This is a genomic window from Shinella zoogloeoides, assembly GCF_003574625.1.
Classification (GTDB): Bacteria; Pseudomonadota; Alphaproteobacteria; order Rhizobiales; family Rhizobiaceae; genus Shinella; species Shinella zoogloeoides_A.
Genome location: NZ_QNUJ01000001.1, coordinates 241445 through 261662, shown reverse-complemented (window position 1 = coordinate 261662; position 20218 = coordinate 241445). Strand labels below are relative to the sequence as shown.

The 20218-nt window shown below is 65.2% G+C and carries 20 protein-coding genes; 10 read left to right on the top strand and 10 right to left on the bottom strand.

Translation table 11 applies throughout. The annotated features are described in order from the left end of the window. Nucleotides 1-175 precede the first annotated feature (175 nt). Both DSD28_RS01275 and DSD28_RS01270 read right to left on the bottom strand, forming a co-directional pair. Nucleotides 176-1000 carry a DsbA family protein gene (locus DSD28_RS01275; RefSeq protein ID WP_119254543.1) on the bottom strand — a complete coding sequence of 275 codons (825 nt, stop codon included), beginning with the start codon at nt 998-1000 and terminating at the stop codon, nt 176-178. A gap of 116 nt (nt 1001-1116) precedes the next feature. Continuing rightward, nucleotides 1117-1623, bottom strand: a complete 507-nt coding sequence (locus DSD28_RS01270; RefSeq protein ID WP_119254542.1) for a DUF721 domain-containing protein — start codon at nt 1621-1623, stop codon at nt 1117-1119. A gap of 178 nt (nt 1624-1801) precedes the next feature. Between DSD28_RS01270 and mutY the strand changes: the two genes are divergently transcribed. Together mutY and DSD28_RS01260 are read left to right on the top strand one after the other, a co-directional pair. Beyond that, the gene (gene mutY, locus DSD28_RS01265; protein WP_119254541.1) at nt 1802-2896 is read left to right on the top strand and encodes an A/G-specific adenine glycosylase; all 1095 of its coding nucleotides are present in this window, start codon (nt 1802-1804) and stop codon (nt 2894-2896) included. Further along, nucleotides 2893-3510, top strand: a complete 618-nt coding sequence (locus DSD28_RS01260; RefSeq protein ID WP_119254540.1) for an HAD family hydrolase — start codon at nt 2893-2895, stop codon at nt 3508-3510. The genes mutY and DSD28_RS01260 overlap by 4 nt, the downstream gene beginning before the upstream one ends. A 356-nt stretch (nt 3511-3866) precedes the next feature. Here the strand turns inward: DSD28_RS01260 and DSD28_RS01255 are convergent, their stop codons facing one another. Continuing rightward, nucleotides 3867-4997: a site-specific DNA-methyltransferase gene (locus DSD28_RS01255; protein ID WP_119254539.1), complete on the bottom strand. Its 1131-nt coding sequence runs from the start codon at nt 4995-4997 to the stop codon at nt 3867-3869. Nucleotides 4998-5232: 235 nt separating this feature from the next. Between DSD28_RS01255 and DSD28_RS01250 the strand changes: the two genes are divergently transcribed. Beyond that, a complete protein-coding gene (locus tag DSD28_RS01250) occupies nt 5233-6897 on the top strand; it encodes a vWA domain-containing protein (protein ID WP_245424700.1) in 1665 nt (554 codons plus the stop codon). A gap of 43 nt (nt 6898-6940) precedes the next feature. Here the strand turns inward: DSD28_RS01250 and DSD28_RS01245 are convergent, their stop codons facing one another. Together DSD28_RS01245 and DSD28_RS01240 are read right to left on the bottom strand one after the other, a co-directional pair. Then, nucleotides 6941-7288, bottom strand: coding sequence for an antibiotic biosynthesis monooxygenase family protein (locus tag DSD28_RS01245; RefSeq protein WP_119254537.1), 348 nt, complete (start codon nt 7286-7288; stop codon nt 6941-6943). Then, entirely contained in the window at nt 7285-7614 is a 330-nt protein-coding gene (locus tag DSD28_RS01240; RefSeq protein ID WP_119254949.1) for an NIPSNAP family protein, read from the bottom strand. The genes DSD28_RS01245 and DSD28_RS01240 overlap by 4 nt, the downstream gene beginning before the upstream one ends. A 72-nt stretch (nt 7615-7686) precedes the next feature. Between DSD28_RS01240 and DSD28_RS01235 the strand changes: the two genes are divergently transcribed. Together DSD28_RS01235 and DSD28_RS01230 are read left to right on the top strand one after the other, a co-directional pair. Beyond that, a complete protein-coding gene (locus tag DSD28_RS01235) occupies nt 7687-8364 on the top strand; it encodes an ArsR/SmtB family transcription factor (RefSeq protein WP_119254536.1) in 678 nt (225 codons plus the stop codon). Nucleotides 8365-8686: 322 nt separating this feature from the next. Beyond that, nucleotides 8687-9376: an HAD family hydrolase gene (locus DSD28_RS01230; protein WP_119254535.1), complete on the top strand. Its 690-nt coding sequence runs from the start codon at nt 8687-8689 to the stop codon at nt 9374-9376. Between the two features lie 76 nt (nt 9377-9452). On the opposite strand, the gene DSD28_RS01225 is transcribed toward DSD28_RS01230, so the two are convergent. Next, nucleotides 9453-10019, bottom strand: coding sequence for a hypothetical protein (locus tag DSD28_RS01225; protein ID WP_119254534.1), 567 nt, complete (start codon nt 10017-10019; stop codon nt 9453-9455). Between the two features lie 229 nt (nt 10020-10248). Here DSD28_RS01225 and thrC point away from each other — a divergent pair, with 229 nt between their 5' ends. Both thrC and DSD28_RS01215 read left to right on the top strand, forming a co-directional pair. Further along, on the top strand, nt 10249-11646 hold the full coding sequence (gene thrC / locus DSD28_RS01220; protein WP_162911170.1) for a threonine synthase: 1398 nt from the start codon (nt 10249-10251) through the stop codon (nt 11644-11646). Between the two features lie 17 nt (nt 11647-11663). Next, nucleotides 11664-12959 (top strand): M16 family metallopeptidase, encoded by a 1296-nt coding sequence (locus DSD28_RS01215; RefSeq protein WP_119254532.1) that lies wholly within the window; start codon nt 11664-11666, stop codon nt 12957-12959. Nucleotides 12960-13152: 193 nt separating this feature from the next. On the opposite strand, the gene DSD28_RS01210 is transcribed toward DSD28_RS01215, so the two are convergent. Beyond that, nucleotides 13153-13302 (bottom strand): DUF1127 domain-containing protein, encoded by a 150-nt coding sequence (locus tag DSD28_RS01210; protein WP_119254531.1) that lies wholly within the window; start codon nt 13300-13302, stop codon nt 13153-13155. Nucleotides 13303-13560: 258 nt separating this feature from the next. Here DSD28_RS01210 and DSD28_RS01205 point away from each other — a divergent pair, with 258 nt between their 5' ends. Next, the gene (locus tag DSD28_RS01205; protein WP_119254530.1) at nt 13561-14190 is read left to right on the top strand and encodes a GNAT family N-acetyltransferase; all 630 of its coding nucleotides are present in this window, start codon (nt 13561-13563) and stop codon (nt 14188-14190) included. Nucleotides 14191-14206: 16 nt separating this feature from the next. After that, the gene (locus DSD28_RS01200; protein ID WP_119254529.1) at nt 14207-17119 is read left to right on the top strand and encodes an EAL domain-containing protein; all 2913 of its coding nucleotides are present in this window, start codon (nt 14207-14209) and stop codon (nt 17117-17119) included. A gap of 38 nt (nt 17120-17157) precedes the next feature. Here the strand turns inward: DSD28_RS01200 and DSD28_RS01195 are convergent, their stop codons facing one another. The 3 genes from DSD28_RS01195 to DSD28_RS01185 form a co-directional block, all read right to left on the bottom strand. After that, nucleotides 17158-18225 carry a zinc-binding metallopeptidase family protein gene (locus DSD28_RS01195; RefSeq protein WP_119254948.1) on the bottom strand — a complete coding sequence of 356 codons (1068 nt, stop codon included), beginning with the start codon at nt 18223-18225 and terminating at the stop codon, nt 17158-17160. Between the two features lie 108 nt (nt 18226-18333). After that, nucleotides 18334-18525: a CsbD family protein gene (locus tag DSD28_RS01190; protein WP_119254528.1), complete on the bottom strand. Its 192-nt coding sequence runs from the start codon at nt 18523-18525 to the stop codon at nt 18334-18336. Between the two features lie 106 nt (nt 18526-18631). Next, nucleotides 18632-19237 (bottom strand): YqgE/AlgH family protein, encoded by a 606-nt coding sequence (locus DSD28_RS01185; RefSeq protein ID WP_119254527.1) that lies wholly within the window; start codon nt 19235-19237, stop codon nt 18632-18634. Nucleotides 19238-19409: 172 nt separating this feature from the next. On the opposite strand from DSD28_RS01185, the gene DSD28_RS01180 reads away from it, so the two are divergent. After that, nucleotides 19410-20198, top strand: a complete 789-nt coding sequence (locus DSD28_RS01180; protein WP_119254526.1) for a protein-disulfide reductase DsbD domain-containing protein — start codon at nt 19410-19412, stop codon at nt 20196-20198. Nucleotides 20199-20218 lie beyond the last annotated feature (20 nt).

The window sequence follows — 20218 nt, the reverse complement described above, 5'->3', positions numbered from 1 at the left end:
CCTGCCGGCATCCTCTCCCCGTAAACGGGGCGAGGAACGATGGACGCGCCGTTTTCCTCCTTCTCCCCGCGGCCAAGGAGAAGGTCCCGGCAGGAGGATGAGGGGCAACGCCGCCGCAAAATAAAAAGCGGGCGCACGGCTCCCGCCGTCGCCCGCCGAAAATCCGGTCGAAGGATCAGAGCATGCTGTCGATGAGGGCCGACATGGTGTCAACCGACATGTCCCCCGCGTAGCGCTTGCCGTTGATCAGGAACGTCGGCGTCGCGGCGACCCCGAATTCCTTGGCGGCACGTTCCCGTACCGCGTTCACATCATCCAGAAGTTTCTGGTTCGTCAAGCAGGCCTGGAAGCTCTCCTGTGTAAAACCGGCGAGCTTGGACATCTGCAGCAGCGCTTCGCGGCCATCCTGCGCGGCGGCCCAGGTTTCCTGCTGCTTCATCAGCATGGAAAGCATCGGGAAATACTGCGCAGCCTCGGTGAGCTTCGTCGTGTCCTGCGGGTTGCAGCGCGCCAGCATGAAGGCGGCCGCGGCACGCGGGTCGAACGGGAATTCGCGCACGATGAAACGGACCTTGCCGCTGTCGACATATTTCGTCTTGATCGCGTCGAAGGTCTTGTTGTGGAAGTCCGCGCAGTGCGGGCAGGTCGTCGACATGTATTCGACGATGGTGACGGGCGCATTCGCCTCGCCGAGCGCCATGTCCGGCAGGGCGCCGGGCTTCAGCACCTCGGCCATGTCCACGCTGCCCTCGGAAGACGGGACGTCCACGGCAGCGGCGGGCGCTGCCGCCGTTTCGGTCGTTGCCGCCGTAGTCTCGTTCGACGTGCCCGAGGCGGTCGCCGGCGTCGAGCTTGCGGTCTCGCCCGTCGTCTGGCTGGTCTCGGGAGCCTTGGCGGTCTCCTTCTTCTCGTCGGAGCAGGCGGCCAGCGTCACGGCGAGCGCCGCAACGGCGGCGCCGGTCAGAAGACGCTTCATCAGGCTCATTTCGGAAAGGGACATGGTCTCTCCTGTCGGAAGGGATGTAAAATTCTTTCGCTCTCCCGTTATACCTGCTTTCGGGCGCGAACAAGCGGTGTGAAGGCCAGTAACTTCAAAGAATTGTGACCGTTCGATGATCAGCGGCGCCGGCCGAGCACGGCGGTGCCGAGGCGCTTCAGCGCCGCCTTCAGCGCCTCGCCCTCGATGCCCTCGACCAGTTCGTCGAGATGGCGGGCCGCAGCGCCGGTCAGCGGACGCGGCCGGGGACGATGGCGCGGATGCAACGCCACCGGTTTCTGCACGATCCTCACCTGACTGACGGCGGGAAAGCCGAAGAAGCCGTTGATGCGCTGGATGATCTCGCCCTGCTGGTGGCTGAGGAAGAGCGCGCGCGCGCCCTCGCAGGCGATGGTCAGCACGCCCGGCTGGTGACCACCGCCCTCGCCCGCCATTTCCGAGGCGCGGCGCGGCCAGGCGATGCGCTCGGGCCGCGTGCATTCGGCGAACTCGGCGCCGGCGATCTCCTCCCACGAGCCGAGCAGCATCGTGTTGATGCCGGCGCGCTTTGCCAGCACGGGATCGATGAGGTCGTTGGCGACCTCGCTGATCTGGACGACACCGCGTCTCGACTGGCGTGCGGGCATTTTCGCGTTCACGGCCTACCCCTTGCGGGAAAATATTCCTGTTCTCGCCCGCAGGATGCCTTGAACATCGCGGACCACTCGGCCAGTTATAGAGCAATTCCAGCAGAAATGTGCAGCGGTTTTGCGCGCGCCGCCCTGTCAGGCTATAGAAGCGCCCCGATCCCGTTTCAGGCAGACCATGACCCAATCCCACCGGACCGCGGCGCCCGCCGACCTGCTTCTCGCCTGGTACGACCGGCACCACCGCGATCTGCCGTGGCGCGTCAGCCCGCCGATGGCGGCGCGGGGGATTGCGCCCGATCCCTACCGCATCTGGCTTTCCGAGGTCATGCTGCAGCAGACCACCGTGCAGGCGGTCAAATCCTATTTCGCGCTCTTCACCGCGCGCTGGCCAACCGTGACGGAACTCGCGAAGGCCGACAACGAGGACGTGATGAAGTCCTGGGCCGGCCTCGGCTATTACGCCCGCGCCCGCAACCTCAAGAAATGCGCCGAAGCCGTCGCCTTCGAGCATGGCGGGGTCTTTCCCGACACGGAAGAGGGATTGAAGGCCCTGCCCGGCATCGGCGACTATACGGCGGCGGCCATCGCCGCCATCGCCTTCAACCGGAAGAGCGCGGTGCTCGACGGCAATGTCGAGCGCGTCGTCTCGCGCCTTCACGCCATCGAGACGCCGCTTCCGGCGGCAAAGCCGGAAATGCGCGCGCTGGTGGCCGAAATGACGCCGGAGGACCGGCCGGGCGACTTCGCCCAGGCGATGATGGACCTCGGCGCGACGATCTGCACGCCGCGCCGCCCTGCCTGCGCGCTCTGTCCGTTCAACTCGGACTGCCGGGTGCTGGGGCGCGATGACCCCGAGCTCTATCCGCGCAAGGCGGCGAAGAAGGAAAAGCCCGTCCGGCTCGGCGCGGCCTTTGTTGCCGAGGACGAGACCGGCGCCGTCTTCCTGCGCAAGCGGGGGGAAAGCGGCCTTCTCGGCGGCATGACGGAAGTGCCGGGCAGCGCCTGGACGGCGCGGATCGACGGGGAGACCGATATCTCCGCCGCGCCCTTTTCGGCGGACTGGCAGGCCTGCGGCACCGTCGTCCATGTCTTCACGCATTTCGAACTGCGCCTCAGCGTCTACCGCTCCGTGGTTCCGCGGGATGCGCAGGCGGGCGCGGGATGGTGGCAGCCGAAGGAAACGCTCGACGGCGAGGCGCTGCCGACCGTCATGAAGAAGGCCATCACGCAAGCCATACCGGACGCATTTCAAAAAAAGAGGAAAGCATGAGCAGCATCGAAATCCGCCACATCGTCTTCGACATCGGCCGGGTGCTGATCCACTACGATCCGCATATCCCCTTCGCGCGGCTGATCCCCGACGAAGCGGAGCGCAACTGGTTCTTCGCCAATGTCTGTACGCATGACTGGAACCTGGAGCAGGACCGCGGGCGCCGGTGGGAGGATGCCGAGGCGCTGCTGATCGAGGCGCATCCCGAGCGCGTCGAGCAGATCCGCGCCTTCCGCAAGCACTGGCACGAGATGGTCTCGCCCGCCTATGTGGAGAGCGTTGCGATCCTGGAGACGCTGATCTCACAGGGACGCGACGTCACCATGCTGACCAATTTCGCCGCCGACACCTTCAAGGAGGCGCGCAGGATGTACCCCTTCCTCGACAAGCCGCGCGGCGTCACCGTCTCGGGCGAGATCGGACTCATCAAGCCGGATCTTGCGATCTACGAGAAGCACAGCCGCGACTTCGGCCTTTCGCCCGCCCATACGCTCTTCATCGACGATGCACCGGCCAATGTCGAGGGCGCGCGCATGGCGGGCTGGAACGCCGTGCTGTTCACCGGTGCTGAAAAGCTGAAGAGCGACCTTGCCGCGCACGGCATCGCGCTCTGATCCGGCCACATCCGGCCCGAAACCGAAACGCCCGGAGCCGCAAGGCTCCGGGCGTTTTCGCATTTCCGGGACTGAAGGTACAAAAACCGGAAAAGCGATATCCGGCCGGTTGATCGGCCTCGGCTTTCGCAACGATTTCCGTTGCTTGGCCTGATGTGTTTGCCGGATCACAGTAAGCGGGCGATGGTTAACATCGTTTGAACGCGGCACCGTAAATGTGCGCGCAGGAGGAAAGTACAACGCTTTTGTCGGCAGCCCGGATGAGGGCTGCAGCGCCGGCCACAAAAGCCACAGCCCCCGGTGCAGGGAACACCGGAGGCCGCAGCTGGAGAAAGGGTCGAAGGGTCGTCAGCCGGCTATTCGAGGCCGGCCATGCCGGAGCGCACGACAGCGCGCAGCGCGTCGATCGGCTTCAGCTCCGCGCCGTCGGCATAGTGCCAGAAGGTCCAGCCGTTGCAGGCGTCGAGCCCCTGCACCTTGGCGCCGACGCGGTGGATGGAGCCGGCATCGTTGCCAGAGGCGAGCGTGCCGTCGGCGCGCACGATGGCGCTGTGGCGGCGGCGGGCATCCGTCAGCACCGTGCCGGGCTGGAGAAGGCCGCTTTCGAGGAGCGTGTTGAAAGCGACGCGCGGTTCGGCCTTCTTGCCGCTCATCACGGAAAGGGTGCCGGAGCCGAGCGGCTCGACCGCGTCAATGCGCGCGCGGGCCGCATCGATATAGCTCTGCTCGCGCTCGATGCCGACGAAATGACGGCCGAGGCGCTTGGCGACGGCGCCGGTCGTGCCGGAACCGAAGAACGGGTCGAGCACCACGTCGCCGGGCTTGGAGGAGGCCATGAGGATGCGGGCGAGCAGCGCTTCGGGCTTCTGCGTCGGATGCACCTTCTTGCCGTCCGCGTCCTTCAGGCGTTCGCCGCCGTTGCAGATCGGGAACAGCCAATCGGAGCGCATCTGCACGTCGTCGTTGGCGGCCTTCATGGCGTCGTAGTTGAAGGTGTAGCCCTTGGCCTTCGGATCGCGGGTCGCCCAGATCATCGTCTCATGCGCGTTCTGGAAGCGGCGGCCCTTGAAGTTGGGCATCGGGTTGGTCTTGCGCCAGACGATGTCGTTGAGGATCCAGAAATTGAGGTCCTGCAACGTGGCGCCGACGCGGAAGATGTTGTGGTAGGAGCCGATGACCCAGATCGTGCCCGAGGGCTTCAGCACGCGGCGGCAGGCGAGCAGCCAGGCGCGGGTGAAGGCGTCGTAGGCCTCGAAGGAGGCGAACTGATCCCACTCGTCGTCGCAGGCGTCGACCAGCGACTGGTCGGGACGGTGCAGCGCGCCGCCGAGCTGGAGGTTGTACGGCGGATCGGCGAAGATGACGTCGACGGACTGGTCCGGCAGCGCTTCGAGCGCGGCAACGCAGTCGCCCTTGATGATCGTGTCGAGCCAGCCGCTCTTGCGGGGCGAACGGGAGACGTCTGCAAGCGAAAGAACAGATGGCATTTTTTACTCGCTGATACGCTAACTCGGAACGGAACTTGATGGTGCTTATGGTTACCGAAGATGGTTACCAAAGACTGAAGGGTTTGGAGAAAAAGCGAAAACCGTTTCGCAAGGGGACCGCGGCGCCGAATTCAAGAGACCGCGAATAGACGCCCCTTCCCGCACGTTTCCCTGACAATGCCGCCGCCTGGCCGAGGGGATCGGCCGGTTTTTCCGGCAAACGAGGAGGACGACCGTGCGATTGAGAGCCGTTTTCATGCTTCTGGCGGGGCTGCTTGCCGCCAGCGGGACGCTTGCCGCCGACAAGACGATGATCGTGCTCGATGCCTCCGGCTCCATGTGGGGCCAGATCGGCGGGCGCAGCAAGATCGAGATCGCCCGCGAGACGCTCGGCTCGGTGCTGAAGTCCGTGCCGACGGGCACAGAGCTTGGCCTGATGGTCTACGGCCATCGTGAAAAAGGCTCTTGCAGCGATATCGAGCTGGCCGTGCCGCCGGCCGCAGGCACCGAAAACGCCATCACCGCCTTCGTCAACGGCCTCAACCCGAAGGGCAAGACGCCGCTCACGCAGTCCGTCGAACAGGCCGCCGACATCCTCAAATATACCGAGGAGAAGGCGACGGTGGTTCTAGTGACGGACGGGCTGGAGACCTGCGAGGCCGATCCCTGCGCCCTCGCCTCCGCGCTCGAAAGCAAGGGCGTCGACTTCACCACCCATGTCGTGGGCTTCGGCCTGACGGAGGAGGAAGGCAAGCAGGTCGCCTGCCTTGCGGAAAATACCGGCGGCAAATATTTCCAGGCATCGGATGCCGGCCAGCTCGTCGCCGCGCTGACGGAGACGGTAGCGGAAGCGCCGATGTCCAAGCCCGAGCCGGAAGTGGTCGAGACCACGCCGGAGCCGGCCGTCGAATTCAACACCGCGGCCGACAGCGTGCTTTCGGAAGGTGGGCCGTCGCTCGGCGACAATGATGACGTCCACTGGCTGATCTACAATGCCGGTGCCGACGGCAAGCCGGCCGGCGACTATATCGACAGCCAGTACAAGGGCGCCTATTCCGGCAGCTACCCGCCGGGCAGATACATCGCCGTCGTGACACTGCAGAGCGCGATCGAACGGCAGGTTCCCTTCGAGGTGAAGGCCGGCGAGGTGGCAAAGCCCTTCGTGAACTTCGATTCCGGGCATATGACCGTCACCGCGCGGCGCACGCCGACTGACGCCGAGCCCGACTCGAACGGCGCGATCCAGGTCTCCTTCGGCAGCTACTCCAGCACCTATTACGGCACGGCGAAATTCTATGCTCCGGCCGGCGAGGTGAAGCTGCAGGGCACCATCGGCCCCTCCAAGGTGGAGGAAACCATCGCGGTGAAGGCCGGCGAGGAGATCGCGCGCGACCTCGTCATCGGCGCGGGCATCGTCCTCAACAAGGCGGTCTATGCGGAAGGCGGGCCGGAGGTCGATTCCGGCAATGTCTTCTTCGAGATCGTGGCGCCGGAAAAGGCGATCGACGGCAGCCGCAAGAGCGTCGCCTACGGCTACGGCACCGGCACGAAGCTCGACATTCCGGCCGGCGACCATGTGCTGACGGCCAAGCTCGGCTCGGCGACGGGGGAAATCCCCTTCACCGTCAAGGCCGGCGAGATGAAGGAAGTCGTCGTCAACATCAATGCCGGGGTTCTGGCGATCACCGCGCCGGGGGCCAATTCCATCGAGATCCTCAGCGCCGCGAAGGACATCCAGGGCAACCGCAAGTCCGTGTCGATCAATTACGGCGCGGAATGGCAGGACACGGTGCCGCCCGGGGACTACATCGTCGCGGTGAAATACGAGGGCGACGTCGCGCCCAAGGAAGCGAAGGCGACCGTCAAGGCCGGCGAGCGGGCCGAGGTGACGGTGCAGTGATCCGAAAGACGATGCGGCCCGCCATATGCGGACCGCATCGTCCTCATGCCGCGTGGAAGGCGCGGCTGTCCTCCGGCGCCTCGTTCCGGTCGTTGAGGCCGTAGTCGCGCACGACGCTGGCAATGCGCAGCCGATAGGCGTCGAAGACACCGCCCCGGCCGAGCGACTGGGCAGCGCGATGTTCCTCGGTGGTGCGCCACGCCTTCACCGCCGCCTCGTCGCGCCAGAAGGAGAGCGAAAGCAGCCGTGTCGGATCGGTGAGGCTGCGAAAGCGCTCGATGGAAATGAAGCCCTCGATGCCGTCGAGCAGCGGGCGGAGGTCGCGCGCCGTGTCGAGATAGAGGTCCATGCGGCCGGGCGCGGGCACGACCTCGAAGATGACCGCGATCATGGCGTCACCCTCGGCGCATGGGGCAGCGACGCGTTCCTGAGAAAGATGCGGTCCTCCTTCAGGATGAAGCGCTCCCTGCGGGAGAATTCATAGTTCTCCCGGCCGAGCGGATCGGCGGCAAGCCGGGCGCGATAGGCCTCATAGGCCGCAAGGCTCTCGATATTGTAGACGCCGTAGGCCGTGGTCGCCGAGCCCTCGTGCGGGGCGAAGTAGCCGATGAGATCGGCCCCGCAGCGCGGGATCACCTGGCCCCAGTTGCGGGAGTATTCGGCGAAGGCATCCTTCTTGAAGGGGTCGATCTCGTAGCGAATGAAGCAGGTGATCATCTTCGTCTCCTTGATTGCGATGATCCCTTTTCCCACATTGCCCGACGCCAATGCTTCGGCTATCATCGAAGTATGAAAGAAGGACCGGACATTTCCCAGATCGGCGCACTGATCGGCGATCCCGCGCGCGCCAACATGCTGACCGCGCTGATGGGCGGGCAGGCGCTGACGGCAACCGAGCTTGCCGGCGCGGCGGGCGTCACGCTGCAGACGGCCAGCTCCCACCTTGCCAAGCTGGAAGCCGGCGGGCTCGTCGCCCAGCGCAAGCAGGGGCGGCACCGCTATTTCGCGCTTGCTGACGACGAGGTGGGGCTGCTGCTCGAAAGCATCATGGGTTTTGCGGCGAACCGCGGCCTGCTGCGCACCCGCCCCGGCCCGAAGGATCCGGCGCTGCGCCGGGCGCGGGTCTGCTACAACCACCTTGCCGGCGATTTCGGCGTGCGCATGCTGGACCGGATGGTGGCCGACGGCGACGTCACGCTCGACGGCGACGATGCCGAGCTGACGGCTTCCGGCGAAGCGCGCGTGGCGGCGCTTGGCATCGACGTCCCCACCCTCAGGGCGCAACGCCGCCCGGTCTGCCGCACCTGCCTCGACTGGAGCGAACGCCGCTCGCATCTCGCCGGCTCGCTCGGCGAGGCCCTGCTCGCCCGCTTCATCGCCGATGGCTGGGCGAAGCGTGAGAAGGACAGCCGCGCCATCCGCTTCACGGCAGAAGGCGAGCGGAAGTTCACGGCATTGTTTCCGTGAGGGCTGGCGAATGCCCCTCATCCGCCTGCCGGCACCTTCGCCCGCAGGCGGGGAGAAGGAAGTCATGGCAACGTTCTGCCCAAAGAGGGAAAGCGGTGCGGCAATGCCCTTCTCCCCGCTTGCGGGGAGAAGGTCGCGGCAGCGGGATGAGGGGCAGCCGCTCCCGGCCGCCACGCATGGCTCCCTCCCCGAATCGGCAATTGTCCCACGCCCCCCTTTCGTGTAGGGAAACCGCGGCCTCACGGGCGCCCTGCGCCCCTTCGTTCTTCCGTAATTCCGGATGCAGCCCTCCCGGACTTGCCCCTATGAAAGACAGCAGCTCATGAACGGTTTCGATCTCATCATCTTCGATTGCGACGGGGTTCTCGTCGATTCGGAAATCATCGCGGCGGAAGTGGAATCGGCGCTGCTGACGGATGCGGGCTACCCGATCGGCGTCGAGGAAATGGGCGAGCGCTTTGCCGGCATGACCTGGCACAACATCCTGCTCACCGTCGAGCGCGAAGCCTCCATCCCTCTCTCGGCCACCCTGCTCGACAAGTCGGAAAAGCTGCTCGACCTGCGCCTCGCGCAGGAGGTGAAGGCCATCGACGGCGTCAAGTCGATGCTCTCGCGCATCCCCAGGCCCTATTGCATCTGTTCGAATTCGGCCTCGCACCGCCTCGACATGATGCTCTCGAAGGTCGGGCTTCGGGAGGTCTTCGGCCCCTATGTCTATTCGGCCAAGGATCTCGGCGCCGACCGCGTGAAGCCGAAGCCGGATATCTTCCTGCACGGCGCAAAGCAGTTCGGCGCGAATCCGGCGCGCACGCTGGTCATCGAGGATTCGGTTCACGGCATTGCGGGAGCCCGCGCCGCCGGCATGCGCGTCGTCGGCTTCACCGGCGCCTCGCACACCTACCCTTCCCATGCCGACCGCCTGACGGAAGCCGGCGCGGAAACCGTCATCTCGCGCATGAGCGAGCTGCCGGACGTCATCGCCGCGCTCGCCGAATGGCAGGAAGCGATCTGAGCCTTCCGATCATCTCAAAAGAAAAGGCCGCGGGACGATGTTCCGCGGCCTTTTCTTTTGAGATGTGCAGAAGCGGTTACTTCTTCCGCTTCTTCGCCGATCCCTCTTCAAAGCCGACATAGGCCTTGGTGAAGCTGCCGGAGCCGCCGGGGATCGCGACATTGCTCTGGGTGAAGATGAACTGGGCCGCGCTACCATCGGCCGGAATCGTGACCGGGAACTGCACGAGCTGGGAATAATGCGAGGTCTCGCCGTCCATGACCGCGACGCGGATCGGCAGCGTTACCGTACCGCCGGCACCGGCCGGGCCGACGACGATGCGGCCTTGCACCATGATCGTCATGACGAGCTGGTTCTCGTTCAGCACGCACTGGCGCGTCGTGTCGCCGAGCGTCACCTGGTAGGCAAGGTTCTGCGGATCGTCCTTGGCGCCCTTGCCGTAGCGCTGCAGGACGGCGGTGCCGTCGCGCAGGAAGACCTGCGGGCACGAGCCCTGGATCACCGCGACCTGCGTCTGCTGCTGCGTGGCAGCCTGCACGCCCGACGGATCGCTCGTCACGCCGAGATCTGCTGGCTTGTCGGTCTGGTTGCAGCCGGCGACGACGGCGAGAAGGGAGATGCCGAGAAAACGGCGGATGGTCATTCCAAACACGATACGTTCTACCCCTGCGATCAGGCCCCGCCCCCGGCGTCCAAGCCTTTCGGAACTCGTTTTACGGGCCTTTTCACGACCCTAGGCGATGGTCTATAGCAGCGACGCGGCGAAAAATCGATTGTCGAATGAAACCGCCCTCAGAAATTCGGAGAGGCCCGCCTCGCTTCATCGGGACGGGCCGGACGCAACGGCATTTGCAAATCCAAGGACGTGCGACGTGGATTATGTTTCGACCCGGGGCGAGGCCCCTTCCCTCGGTTTCTCCGATGCGCTTCTGGCGGGCCTTGCCCGTGATGGCGGCCTCTACGTGCCCCGCGAATGGCCGTCCTTCTCGAAGAAGGACATCCGGGCGCTGCGCGGCAAGTCCTATCAGGAAATCGCCTTCACAGTGCTTCTTCCCTTCGTCGAGGGCGACATTCCTGCCGAAAAGTTCCGGGCGATGATCGACGAGGCCTATGCCACCTTCCGCCACCCGGCGGTCGTGCCGCTCGTCCAGACCGGGCCGAATTCCTTCGTCATGGAACTCTTCCACGGCACGACGCTCGCCTTCAAGGACGTGGCGATGCAGCTTCTCGCCCGCCTGATGGACCATGCGCTGGCCGCCCGCGGCGAGCGCGCCACCATCGTCGGCGCCACCTCGGGCGATACCGGGGGCGCCGCCATCGACGCCTTTGCCGGTCGCGAGCGCACCGATATCTTCATCCTTTTCCCCGAAGGCAAGGTCTCGCCGGTGCAGCAGCGCCAGATGACCACCTCGAAGGACAAGAACGTCCACGCGCTCGCCGTCAAGGGCAATTTCGACGACTGCCAGAACCTCGTGAAAGCGATGTTCAACGACACGAAGTTCCGCGACGGCGTGAAGCTCTCGGGCGTCAACTCGATCAACTGGGCGCGCATCATGGCCCAGATCGTCTATTACTTCACGACGGCCGTCGCGCTCGGCGGGCCGGACCGGAAGATCTCCTTCACCGTGCCGACCGGCAATTTCGGCGATATCTTCGCCGGTTACGCCGCCAAGCGCATGGGCCTTCCCATCGACAAGCTGGTGATCGCGACGAACGAGAACGACATTCTCGCCCGCACGCTGAAGACCGGCCGCTACGAGATGAAGGACGTCAAGGCGACCACATCGCCCTCCATGGACATCCAGATCTCGTCGAATTTCGAACGGCTGCTGTTCGAAGCCCACGACCGTGACGCCGGCGCCGTGCGCCGCGCCATGGCGAGCCTCAAGCAGTCCGGCGCCTTCGAGATCGGCGATCACGCGCTGAAGACGATCCGCAAGAAGTTCCGCGCCGGCCGCGCCTCGGAAAAGCAGGTAGCGCAGACGATCAAGGACACGCTGGCTGCGACCGGATACCTGCTCGACCCGCATTCGGCCATCGGCGTCTTCGTCGCCGCCAAGCACGAGAAGCCGAACGCGCCGATGGTGACGCTCGCCACCGCGCATCCCGCGAAATTCCCCGCCGCAGTAAAATCGGCATGCGGTATTGACCCGGCGCTTCCGACGTGGCTTGCTGACCTCATGCAAAGGGAGGAGCGGTTCGACGTCCTCGAAGCGGAACTCGATGCGGTGGAAGCCTTCATCGGGAAGCATACGCGGGTTCGGGGATAGAATCGCAGAAAGTGCGTATGATGAAAGTTGAGTGCACCCGGCTTGCGTCCGGGTTGACCGTGGTGACCGAAAACATGCCGCATCTGGAGAGCGTCGCTCTCGGCGTGTGGATCAAGTCGGGGTCACGCAACGAAACCACGGACGAGCACGGCATCGCCCACCTTCTGGAACACATGGCCTTCAAAGGCACGGAGCGCCGCTCCGCCCGCCAGATCGCCGAGGAAATCGAGAATGTCGGCGGCGAGGTCAACGCCGCCACCTCGACGGAAACCACCTCCTACTATGCCCGCGTGCTCAAGGACCATGTCCCGCTCGCGGTCGACATCCTCGCCGACATCCTGACGGAATCCGTCTTCGACGAGGAAGAGTTGCGCCGCGAGAAGCACGTCATCCTCCAGGAAATCGGCGCGGCGAACGACACGCCGGACGACGTGGTCTTCGACAAGTTCTCCGAGGTCGCCTATCGCGACCAGATCATCGGCCGCGCCATCCTCGGCACGCCGGACACGGTACTGTCCTTCTCGCCCGGCGAGATCCGCTCCTATCTCGACCGCAACTACACGACGGACCGCATGTTCGTGGTGGCGGCCGGCGCGGTGAACCATGACGAATTCGTGCGCCAGGTCGAGGACCGTTTCTCCTCGCTGCCGACCGCGCCGAAAATCTCCCCGGTCTTCGAACCGGCCCGCTATACCGGTGGCGATATCCGCGAGACGCGCGACCTCATGGACGCGCAGGTGCTGCTCGGCTTCGAGGGCAAGGCCTACCACGCCCGCGACTTCTACTGTTCGCAGATTCTCGCCAACATCCTCGGCGGCGGCATGTCCTCGCGCCTCTTCCAGGAAGTGCGCGAGCATCGCGGCCTCTGCTACTCGATCTACGCCTTCCACTGGGGCTTTTCCGATACCGGCATCTTCGGCATCCATGCCGCGACCGGCGGCGAGAACCTGCCCGAGCTGATGCCCGTCATCTTCGACGAATTGAAGAAGTCGTCCGAGACGATCGACCAGCAGGAAATCGAGCGCGCCCGCGCGCAGATCCGCGCCCAGCTCCTGATGGGCCAGGAAAGCCCGGCCGCCCGCGCCGGCCAGATCGCCCGCCAGATGATGCTCTACGGCCGCCCGATCCCGAACGAGGAGCTGATGGAGCGCCTCGCCGGCATCACCATTGAGCGCCTGACGGACCTTGCCGGACGCCTGTTCTTCGACACGGTGCCGACGATCTCGGCCATCGGCCCGCTGGAACACCTGGTCCCGGCCGGCGACATCACGCGCTCGCTCTCGCGCGGGACCATCGACCGCGCGGCGAGCTGAAGCCGCGCCTTTTCCGATATCCTTGGGAGCCCGCAAGCGGGCAAAATAAAACCCGCCTTGCGGCGGGTTGCCTGATCGGGACCCTGGGAGGAGAGAGGTCCCGATGAATGGGGCGGGATGACCGGACTGGCGCTGCCGGATCTGGCGCGCCGATGTCATCCCTCATGGCGCGGGGCGTTGGCCCCAGGCCGTATCAGCCGAAAACGACCATGCCCTTGACGGCAGCCTGGATGTTCGAGCGGGAGATGCCGAGGTCCTGCAGGGCGCGGTCGTCGAGGGCGCCGAGTTCACGGACGGCGCGGCGGTCAGCGGCATTCTTCTTGAGCTTTGCGAAGATGTTCATCGTTCAATTCCTTTGTGTTTCCCTTGCGTTGATCAATAGATAAGCGACCTCCTGCCTAAAGAAAATGCATATGCTCACACCGCTGACATGCGGCTTTTGCATAGCACCGAAGCAGGCCCGAATCGGCCCGGCGACGCGAACGAAAAAGGGGTGTCGCCGGCGCCATAGGACTGCCCCGTTTCATTTGACGCCGGCGAGGCTCTCGGCATAGTCTTTGTGAGAAAGGGGCCGCCACGAGGACGGCGCGCGGAGGACTGAATGGCACGGTCGGTTTTTCGGTTTCTGTCGCGCCAGCCCGACACCGTGGAACTTGCCGGCGAACGGCACCTGCTTCGCCTCCCCCGTTTCCAGGATTACAGGCAATGGTATGCGTTGCGCTCCCAGAGTCGGCGCTTCCTCGAACCCTGGGAGCCGACATGGCGGAGCGACGACCTGACGGAAGGCGCCTTCCGCGCCCGCGTCCTTCGTAATGAACAGGAATTTTCGTCGGGACAGGCCGTCCCCCTCTTCGTCTTCACGCGCGAGGAGAAGACGCTGCTCGGCGGCCTCACCGTCGGCTATATCCGGCGCGGAGCTGCGCAATGCTGCATGATCGGCTACTGGATGGGCGAGCGCCATGCCGGCCAGGGCCACATGTTCGGTGCACTCAACCTCGCCATACCCTATATCTTTTCGAGCCTTCAGTTGCACCGTATCGAGGCAGCCTGTATTCCAGACAATACAAGAAGCATACGTCTCCTTGAAAAGGCCGGCTTTCAGCGGGAAGGCTACCTTCGGGAGTATCTGAAGATAAACGGGGAGTGGCGCGACCACGTGATGTTCTCGCTTCTGGCCGCCGACAGGCGGCCCCAGGCGGCACCGGGCGCGGCAGGACTGGGCAGTACCTAAGGACAATGCACTTTCAATGACGTCTTCCTTCGTGCCGCAAGCGCTGCGTGCCAGCCGGTTGCTCGCTTTCATCCTTCTGGTGCCGATCCTCCTTGCGGGGATGCTGCCGGGGCGCGCCTATGCCGTCGAGCCGGTAAAAATCTCCCGTGACGACACCGCGCTCGACCTCACCGCCACCACCGAGATCTATACCGGCCGGGGCGAGGCCTTCCAGGTTTCCACAGCGCCCGGCACCGATGGCATCGTGCGGCGCATCGAGGTGCGGGCCACCTCCGACGAGCACCAGGGCGACTGGGCGGTCTTCGCGCTCGCCAACGTTTCCGACGAGCAGATCGACCGCGTGATCGTCGCCCCGCATTTCCGCCTCGTGCAGTCCAAGCTGTTCTGGCCGGACCTCGGCTCCAAGCGCATCATCTCGATCACCCCGAGCGAAGGCTTCGCGCTCGACCGCGAGCCGAGCGAGGAGGCGGACGTCTTCTCCATCACGCTCAACCCCGGCACGGTCGTCACCTTCGTCGCGGAGCTCGCGACACCCGACCTGCCGCAGATCTATCTCTGGGAACCGGACGCCTACAAGGACACGGTCAACGCCTTCACGCTCTATCGCGGCATCGTGCTCGGCATCGCGGGCCTGCTCGCCGTGTTCCTCACCATCCTCTTCGTGGTGAAGGGCACCTCCATGCTGCCGGCGACGGCGGCGCTCGCCTGGGCTGTGCTCGGCTATATCTGCGTGGACTTCGGCTTCCTTTCCAAGCTCATCTCGATCACGGCGGGCGACGAGCGGATATGGCGCGCGGGAACGGAGGTGTTTCTCGCGGCGGGCCTTGTCGTCTTCCTCTTCACCTATCTCAACCTCAACCGATGGCACGCGCATCTCGCCTATGCGACGCTCGCCTGGATCCTCGGCCTCGGCCTGCTCTTCGGCGTCGCGATCTACGATCCGCCGATCGCCTCGGGCATCGCCCGCCTCTCCTTCGCGCTGACAGCGACGGTCGGCATCGTGCTCATCGCCTATCTCGGCTTCAACCGCTATGACCGGGCGATCCTGCTCGTACCCGCCTGGGCGCTGATCCTCGTCTGGCTGTTCGGCGCCTGGCTGACGGTAACGGGCCAGCTCAACAACGACATCATCCAGCCAGCGCTCGGCGGCGGCCTCGTCCTCATCGTGCTCCTCATCGGCTTCACGGTGATGCAGCACGCCTTTGCCGGCGGCGCCTACAGCCAGGGCCTGTTCTCCGATCTCGAGCGCCAGTCGCTGGCGCTGACGGGCTCGGGCGACACGGTCTGGGACTGGGACGTGGCGCGCGACCGCGTCGTCACCATTCCCGACATCTCCATCCAGCTCGGCCTTGCCCCCGGCGTCATGCACGGCCCGGCCCGCAACTGGCTGCCGCGCCTCCACCCCGACGACCGCGACCGCTTCCGCGCCACGCTCGACGTGCTGCTGGAGCACCGCAAGGGCCGGCTCAACCACCAGTTCCGCGTGCGCGCCGAGGATGGCCACTACCACTGGCTCTCGATCCGCGCCCGCCCCGTGCTTGGCGCCAACGGAGAGATCATCCGCTGCGTCGGCACGATCATCGACATCACCGAGCAGCGCAACTCGATCGACCGGCTCTTGCAGGACGCCCTGCACGACAACCTGACGGGCCTGCCGAACCGCCAGGTCTTCCTCGACCGCCTGCAATCGATCCTGTCGCTGACCGCCAGCTCCGAGACCGTGCGCCCGACGGTGCTGACTATCGACATCGACCGCTACAAGCAGGTCAACGACGCGCTCGGCATCGCCGCAGGCGACAATATCCTCATCGCGCTGACCCGGCGCCTGCGCCGGCTCCTCAAGCCGCAGGATACGCTGGCCCGGCTTGCCGGCGACCAGTTCGGCCTGATCCTCATGTCGGAGCGGGATCCCGCCAAGGTGGCGGATTTCGCCGATGCGGTCAGCAAGGCGATCATGGTGCCGATCAATTTCGGCGGCCGCGAGATCATCCTGACGGCCTCCATCGGCCTCGTCTCCTGGGTCGACCAGCAGGAGGATGCGGCCGGCCTGCTCAACGATGCCGAGCTTGCCATGTACCGGGCCAAGAAGGCCGGCGGCAACCGCGTCGAGCCCTTCCGCCCCGCCTTCCGCACCTTCGGCGCCGACCGCCTTCAGATCGAGACGGACCTGCGCCGCGCCATCGAGCGCAAGGAGCTTTCCCTCGTCTACCAGCCGATCGTCCGGCTCAAGGATGCGGAGATCGCCGGCTTCGAGGCGCTGATGCGCTGGGACCATCCCAAGCGCGGCAATATCTCGCCGGCCGAGTTCATTCCCATCGCGGAGGCGTCGGACCTCATCAACCAGCTCGGCCTCTTCGCCTTCGACAAGGCCGCGAGCGACCTGATGGACTGGCAGCTCCAGACCGGCGAGCTTCCGGTCTTCGTCTCGGTCAACCTGTCGAGCGCGCAGCTTCTCAACAACGAGCTTTACAACGACGTGCGCGCGGCGCTCGCCCGCACCCGCTGCGAGCCGCAGAAGATCAAGCTGGAGCTCACCGAATCCGTCGTGATGGAAAATCCGGAACAGGCCCGGCTGATCCTCAACAAGCTGCGCGATGTCGGCCTCGGCCTTGCGCTCGACGATTTCGGCACGGGCCATTCCTCGCTCTCCTATCTCACCCGCTTCCCCTTCGACACGATCAAGATCGACAAGGCGCTGGTGCGCGACGGTTCCGACAAACGCACCGTGCTGCTGCGCTCTGTCATCTCGATGGCGCGGGAACTGGAAATGCAGGTGGTCGCGGAAGGAATCGAGTCGGAAGAGGACGCCATCGAGCTCGGCAACATGGGCTGCGAGTTCGGCCAGAGCTACATCTTCGGCCCGCCGATCGGCTACGACTCGGTGCTGCGTCTCCTGAAGGAACGCTTTCCGCTGATGAAGCGGGCGTGAGAGGCAGTAGGCAATAGGCAGTAGAAACTACCTACTGCCTATTGGCTATTGCCTACTGCCCTGACCAGCCGATTGATGAAATCCAGCTTCTCCACCACCGGCGGCGAGAGCACGAAGGGGTAGCTGTCGGGCTGGCCCATGGAGCGCTGGATGGCGTTCATCGCGACGCTGAGCGGAACCCAGGATTCGACGAGCCGGCTGGCATTCGGCGCCCTATAGGGATCGAAGGTGACTTCCGCTTCCAGTTCCTCATGCCCCTTCGGATCGGTGTTGAGGCCGAAGGCGCGGGCGGTTTCCAGCGTATCGACGATATGGAAGAAATGCGCCCAGCATTCGGCGAAATCCTCGGCCGGGTGGCAGCTTGCATAGGTGCTGATGAACCGCTCCTGCCAGTCCGCAGGCGGCCCCTCGTCGTAGTTGCGCTGGAGGGCGGCGGCGTAATCTTCGCGCTCGTCGCCGAAGAGATTGCGCGCCTCTTCCAGCGTCGCCTCGTCGCGGACGAGCTGCGTCCAGTAGAAATGCCCGACCTCATGGCGGAAATGGCCGAGCAGCGAGCGATAGGGCTCGCCCATGGCGACGCGCACGCTCTCGCGCACCACATCGTCCGCCTCGGCGGCGCGCAGGCTGATCAAACCATCCTCGTGGCCGGTCATGGCGGCCGCGACGACATTGCCGTTCGCATCCAGTTCGTCGGCAAGGAAATCGAAGACGAGTCCGCCGGCAGGATCCTCCTCGCGGGTCGGATGCGGCAGCTTCCAGCGCAGGATCGAATAGAACAGATGCCGTTGCGCCGCGCCGATGCGCCGCCAGCGCTCCAGCCCGACGGGATCGGTGGTGGGCACGATGCGATTGTGCCGGCAGGCCTCGCAGAAGGCATGCGCACCATCAGCCGGGACGATCCAGTTGCAGACATCATGGACGGCATTCGTGCAGTAGCGATAGAGGCCATCGCCCGACGCGATCTTCCAGACGCCCTCGCCTTCCGGAACCAGGGCATGCAGCGTCACGTCCGCGGCAAGGAAGCCGAGCGGCGAGCCGCAGCGCATGCAGAGGCGGTTGTCGAAATGGATCGTCTGGCCGCAGGTCCCGCAGGTGAAGAGTTTCATGGCGTCCCGGATCGTTCGGTGCATTCGGCAGGATACCCGCACCGGCCCTTGCCGGTGCGGGTATCCCTGTTCGAAAAGGACTGGACGGCCTTGGCCATCCGGACAGGATCAGAGCCGGTCGACGGCGCTCTTGACCGCGTCCTTGGCTTTGCCGACGGCCTTCTGGGTCTTGCCCTTGGCTTCCTGTGCGGCGCCTTCGGCGCGCATCTTCGGGCTGTCGGTCGCCTTGCCCGCGGCCTGCTTGGCCTTGCCGGCCAGTTCGTTGGCGGTGCCCTTGATCTTGTCGCTCGTGCTGCCCATCGTCATGCTCCCTGTGTCCGGTTGCAAGCGCCACTATCAGCGCGCCGGGAGAACGGCGTGCAACGCAGCAGGTTCCATCAGGGCGAAAAAATCGGAAGGCAGACCCTCAAGCGTGGCCCGCTTCCGTGGAGAGCATGGCGGGCGTAATACCCATCAGACCGAGCGCGCGCTCGTACTTGCTGTCGAGGTTCGTGTCGAAGATCAACTCTTCCTGCGCCGGGCAGCTCAGCCAGCCGTTGGCGCCGATCTCGTTCTCGATCTGCCCCGCGCCCCAGCCGGCATAGCCGAGCATCATCATGCCGCGCTGCGGGCCGCGGCCACGGGAAATGGCGCGCACGATGTCGAGCGTCGCGGTCAGGCAAATCTCGTCGCTGACCGGAATGCTGGATTCGGACATGTAGTCGTCCGAATGCAGCACGAAGCCGCGCCCGCTTTCCACCGGCCCGCCGCAGCGGATGGGAAAATCGAGCGTCGCGCCCGGCAGGCGGATCACTTCCTCCTCGCCGAGGAGATCGAGATGCAGGAGCACGTCGGAGAAGCTAAGCGGCTGCGGCCGGTTGATGACAAAGCCCATGGCGCCGTCTTCCGAATGGGCGCAGATATAGACCACGGTGCGGGCGAAATTGTCGTCGGCCATCCCCGGCATGGCGATCAGGAACTGACCGTCAAGGAAGCCGCGTTCTCGTGTCTTTTTCAGAACCGACATAGCCATAGTGCAGACAGCCTATCAATTCGCGGCCAAATGAAAAGCGTTCTTTTCGCCGGCCCGCCCGTCCGGCCTTACGTGAAATGCATGCCGGGCCGGCGCGCGATCAAGCTTTTATGATGGCCGCGCGAGGTTTTGTTGCTGGCAAGCGGCAAGAGCCGGCGCTAGATATGAGGCCATGAAACGCCTGCTGATCGCCGTCATCCCGCTGCTTTTCGCCGCCTCTTCCGCCGCCGCCGCGTCCTCTTCCTGGGTGGAGACGCCGGGCGGGGACGTGCGCCTCGTTGCCCTTCCCGCTTCCGCCGACGGCATGATGCGCGCCATGCTCGACATCCGCCTGCACGACGGCTGGAAGACCTATTGGCGCGATCCCGGCGGCAGCGGCATCCCCCCTTCGGTGGCAGTCACCGGGGCGACGCTGACATCGGTCGGCTTTCCCGCGCCGAAGCGGCTCGGCGATGCCGAGACCCACTACATCGGCTATGACAGGCCGGTGCGCCTGCCCCTGACGCTCGACAAGGCGGGGGGGCCGATCACCGCCACCGTCTTCATCGGCGTTTGCAAGGAGATCTGCATTCCCGTGCAGGCGGAACTGACGGTGGATGCGAGCGGCGAAAGCTTCGCCAACCCGCTCGAGGAAGCCGCCGTCACTGATGCCGAGGCGGCGCTGCCGGGCGGCGCGGGCAACGGCTTCAAGCCGCTCTCTGGCACGTGGGCGGCGGACGGCAAGAGCGTGACGGTGCGCTTCGAGGCGCCGGCGGACGGCCCTCTTCCCGACGTCTTCCTCTCGGGCTCATCGAGCTTCGAATTCGGCGCGGCGAGCCCCGCGCGGCTTGAGGGCGATGCCTATGTCGCCGAGGTGCCGGTGCTGCACAAGCCCAAGGTCTTCGATCTTGCGAAGGACCCTATCCGCCTGACGGTGCGCGCCGGCGAGAAGACGATGGAAAGCCCGCTTGCCATCGACTAGCGCTCCCCTATAGTTCCGCC

Coding starts and splice junctions, on each gene's coding strand:
- DSD28_RS01225 (WP_119254534.1), bottom strand. CDS start 10,019: ATGACCATCCGCCGTTTTCTCGGCATCTCCCTTCTCGCCGTCGTCGCC.
- DSD28_RS01255 (WP_119254539.1), bottom strand. CDS start 4,997: ATGCCATCTGTTCTTTCGCTTGCAGACGTCTCCCGTTCGCCCCGCAAG.
- DSD28_RS01200 (WP_119254529.1), top strand. CDS start 14,207: ATGACGTCTTCCTTCGTGCCGCAAGCGCTGCGTGCCAGCCGGTTGCTC.
- DSD28_RS01195 (WP_119254948.1), bottom strand. CDS start 18,225: ATGAAACTCTTCACCTGCGGGACCTGCGGCCAGACGATCCATTTCGAC.
- DSD28_RS01205 (WP_119254530.1), top strand. CDS start 13,561: ATGGCACGGTCGGTTTTTCGGTTTCTGTCGCGCCAGCCCGACACCGTG.
- DSD28_RS01215 (WP_119254532.1), top strand. CDS start 11,664: ATGATGAAAGTTGAGTGCACCCGGCTTGCGTCCGGGTTGACCGTGGTG.
- DSD28_RS01245 (WP_119254537.1), bottom strand. CDS start 7,288: ATGATCGCGGTCATCTTCGAGGTCGTGCCCGCGCCCGGCCGCATGGAC.
- DSD28_RS01210 (WP_119254531.1), bottom strand. CDS start 13,302: ATGAACATCTTCGCAAAGCTCAAGAAGAATGCCGCTGACCGCCGCGCC.
- mutY (WP_119254541.1), top strand. CDS start 1,802: ATGACCCAATCCCACCGGACCGCGGCGCCCGCCGACCTGCTTCTCGCC.
- DSD28_RS01180 (WP_119254526.1), top strand. CDS start 19,410: ATGAAACGCCTGCTGATCGCCGTCATCCCGCTGCTTTTCGCCGCCTCT.
- DSD28_RS01235 (WP_119254536.1), top strand. CDS start 7,687: ATGAAAGAAGGACCGGACATTTCCCAGATCGGCGCACTGATCGGCGAT.
- DSD28_RS01230 (WP_119254535.1), top strand. CDS start 8,687: ATGAACGGTTTCGATCTCATCATCTTCGATTGCGACGGGGTTCTCGTC.
- DSD28_RS01240 (WP_119254949.1), bottom strand. CDS start 7,614: ATGATCACCTGCTTCATTCGCTACGAGATCGACCCCTTCAAGAAGGAT.
- DSD28_RS01260 (WP_119254540.1), top strand. CDS start 2,893: ATGAGCAGCATCGAAATCCGCCACATCGTCTTCGACATCGGCCGGGTG.
- DSD28_RS01270 (WP_119254542.1), bottom strand. CDS start 1,623: ATGCCCGCACGCCAGTCGAGACGCGGTGTCGTCCAGATCAGCGAGGTC.
- DSD28_RS01185 (WP_119254527.1), bottom strand. CDS start 19,237: ATGGCTATGTCGGTTCTGAAAAAGACACGAGAACGCGGCTTCCTTGAC.
- DSD28_RS01190 (WP_119254528.1), bottom strand. CDS start 18,525: ATGGGCAGCACGAGCGACAAGATCAAGGGCACCGCCAACGAACTGGCC.
- DSD28_RS01275 (WP_119254543.1), bottom strand. CDS start 1,000: ATGTCCCTTTCCGAAATGAGCCTGATGAAGCGTCTTCTGACCGGCGCC.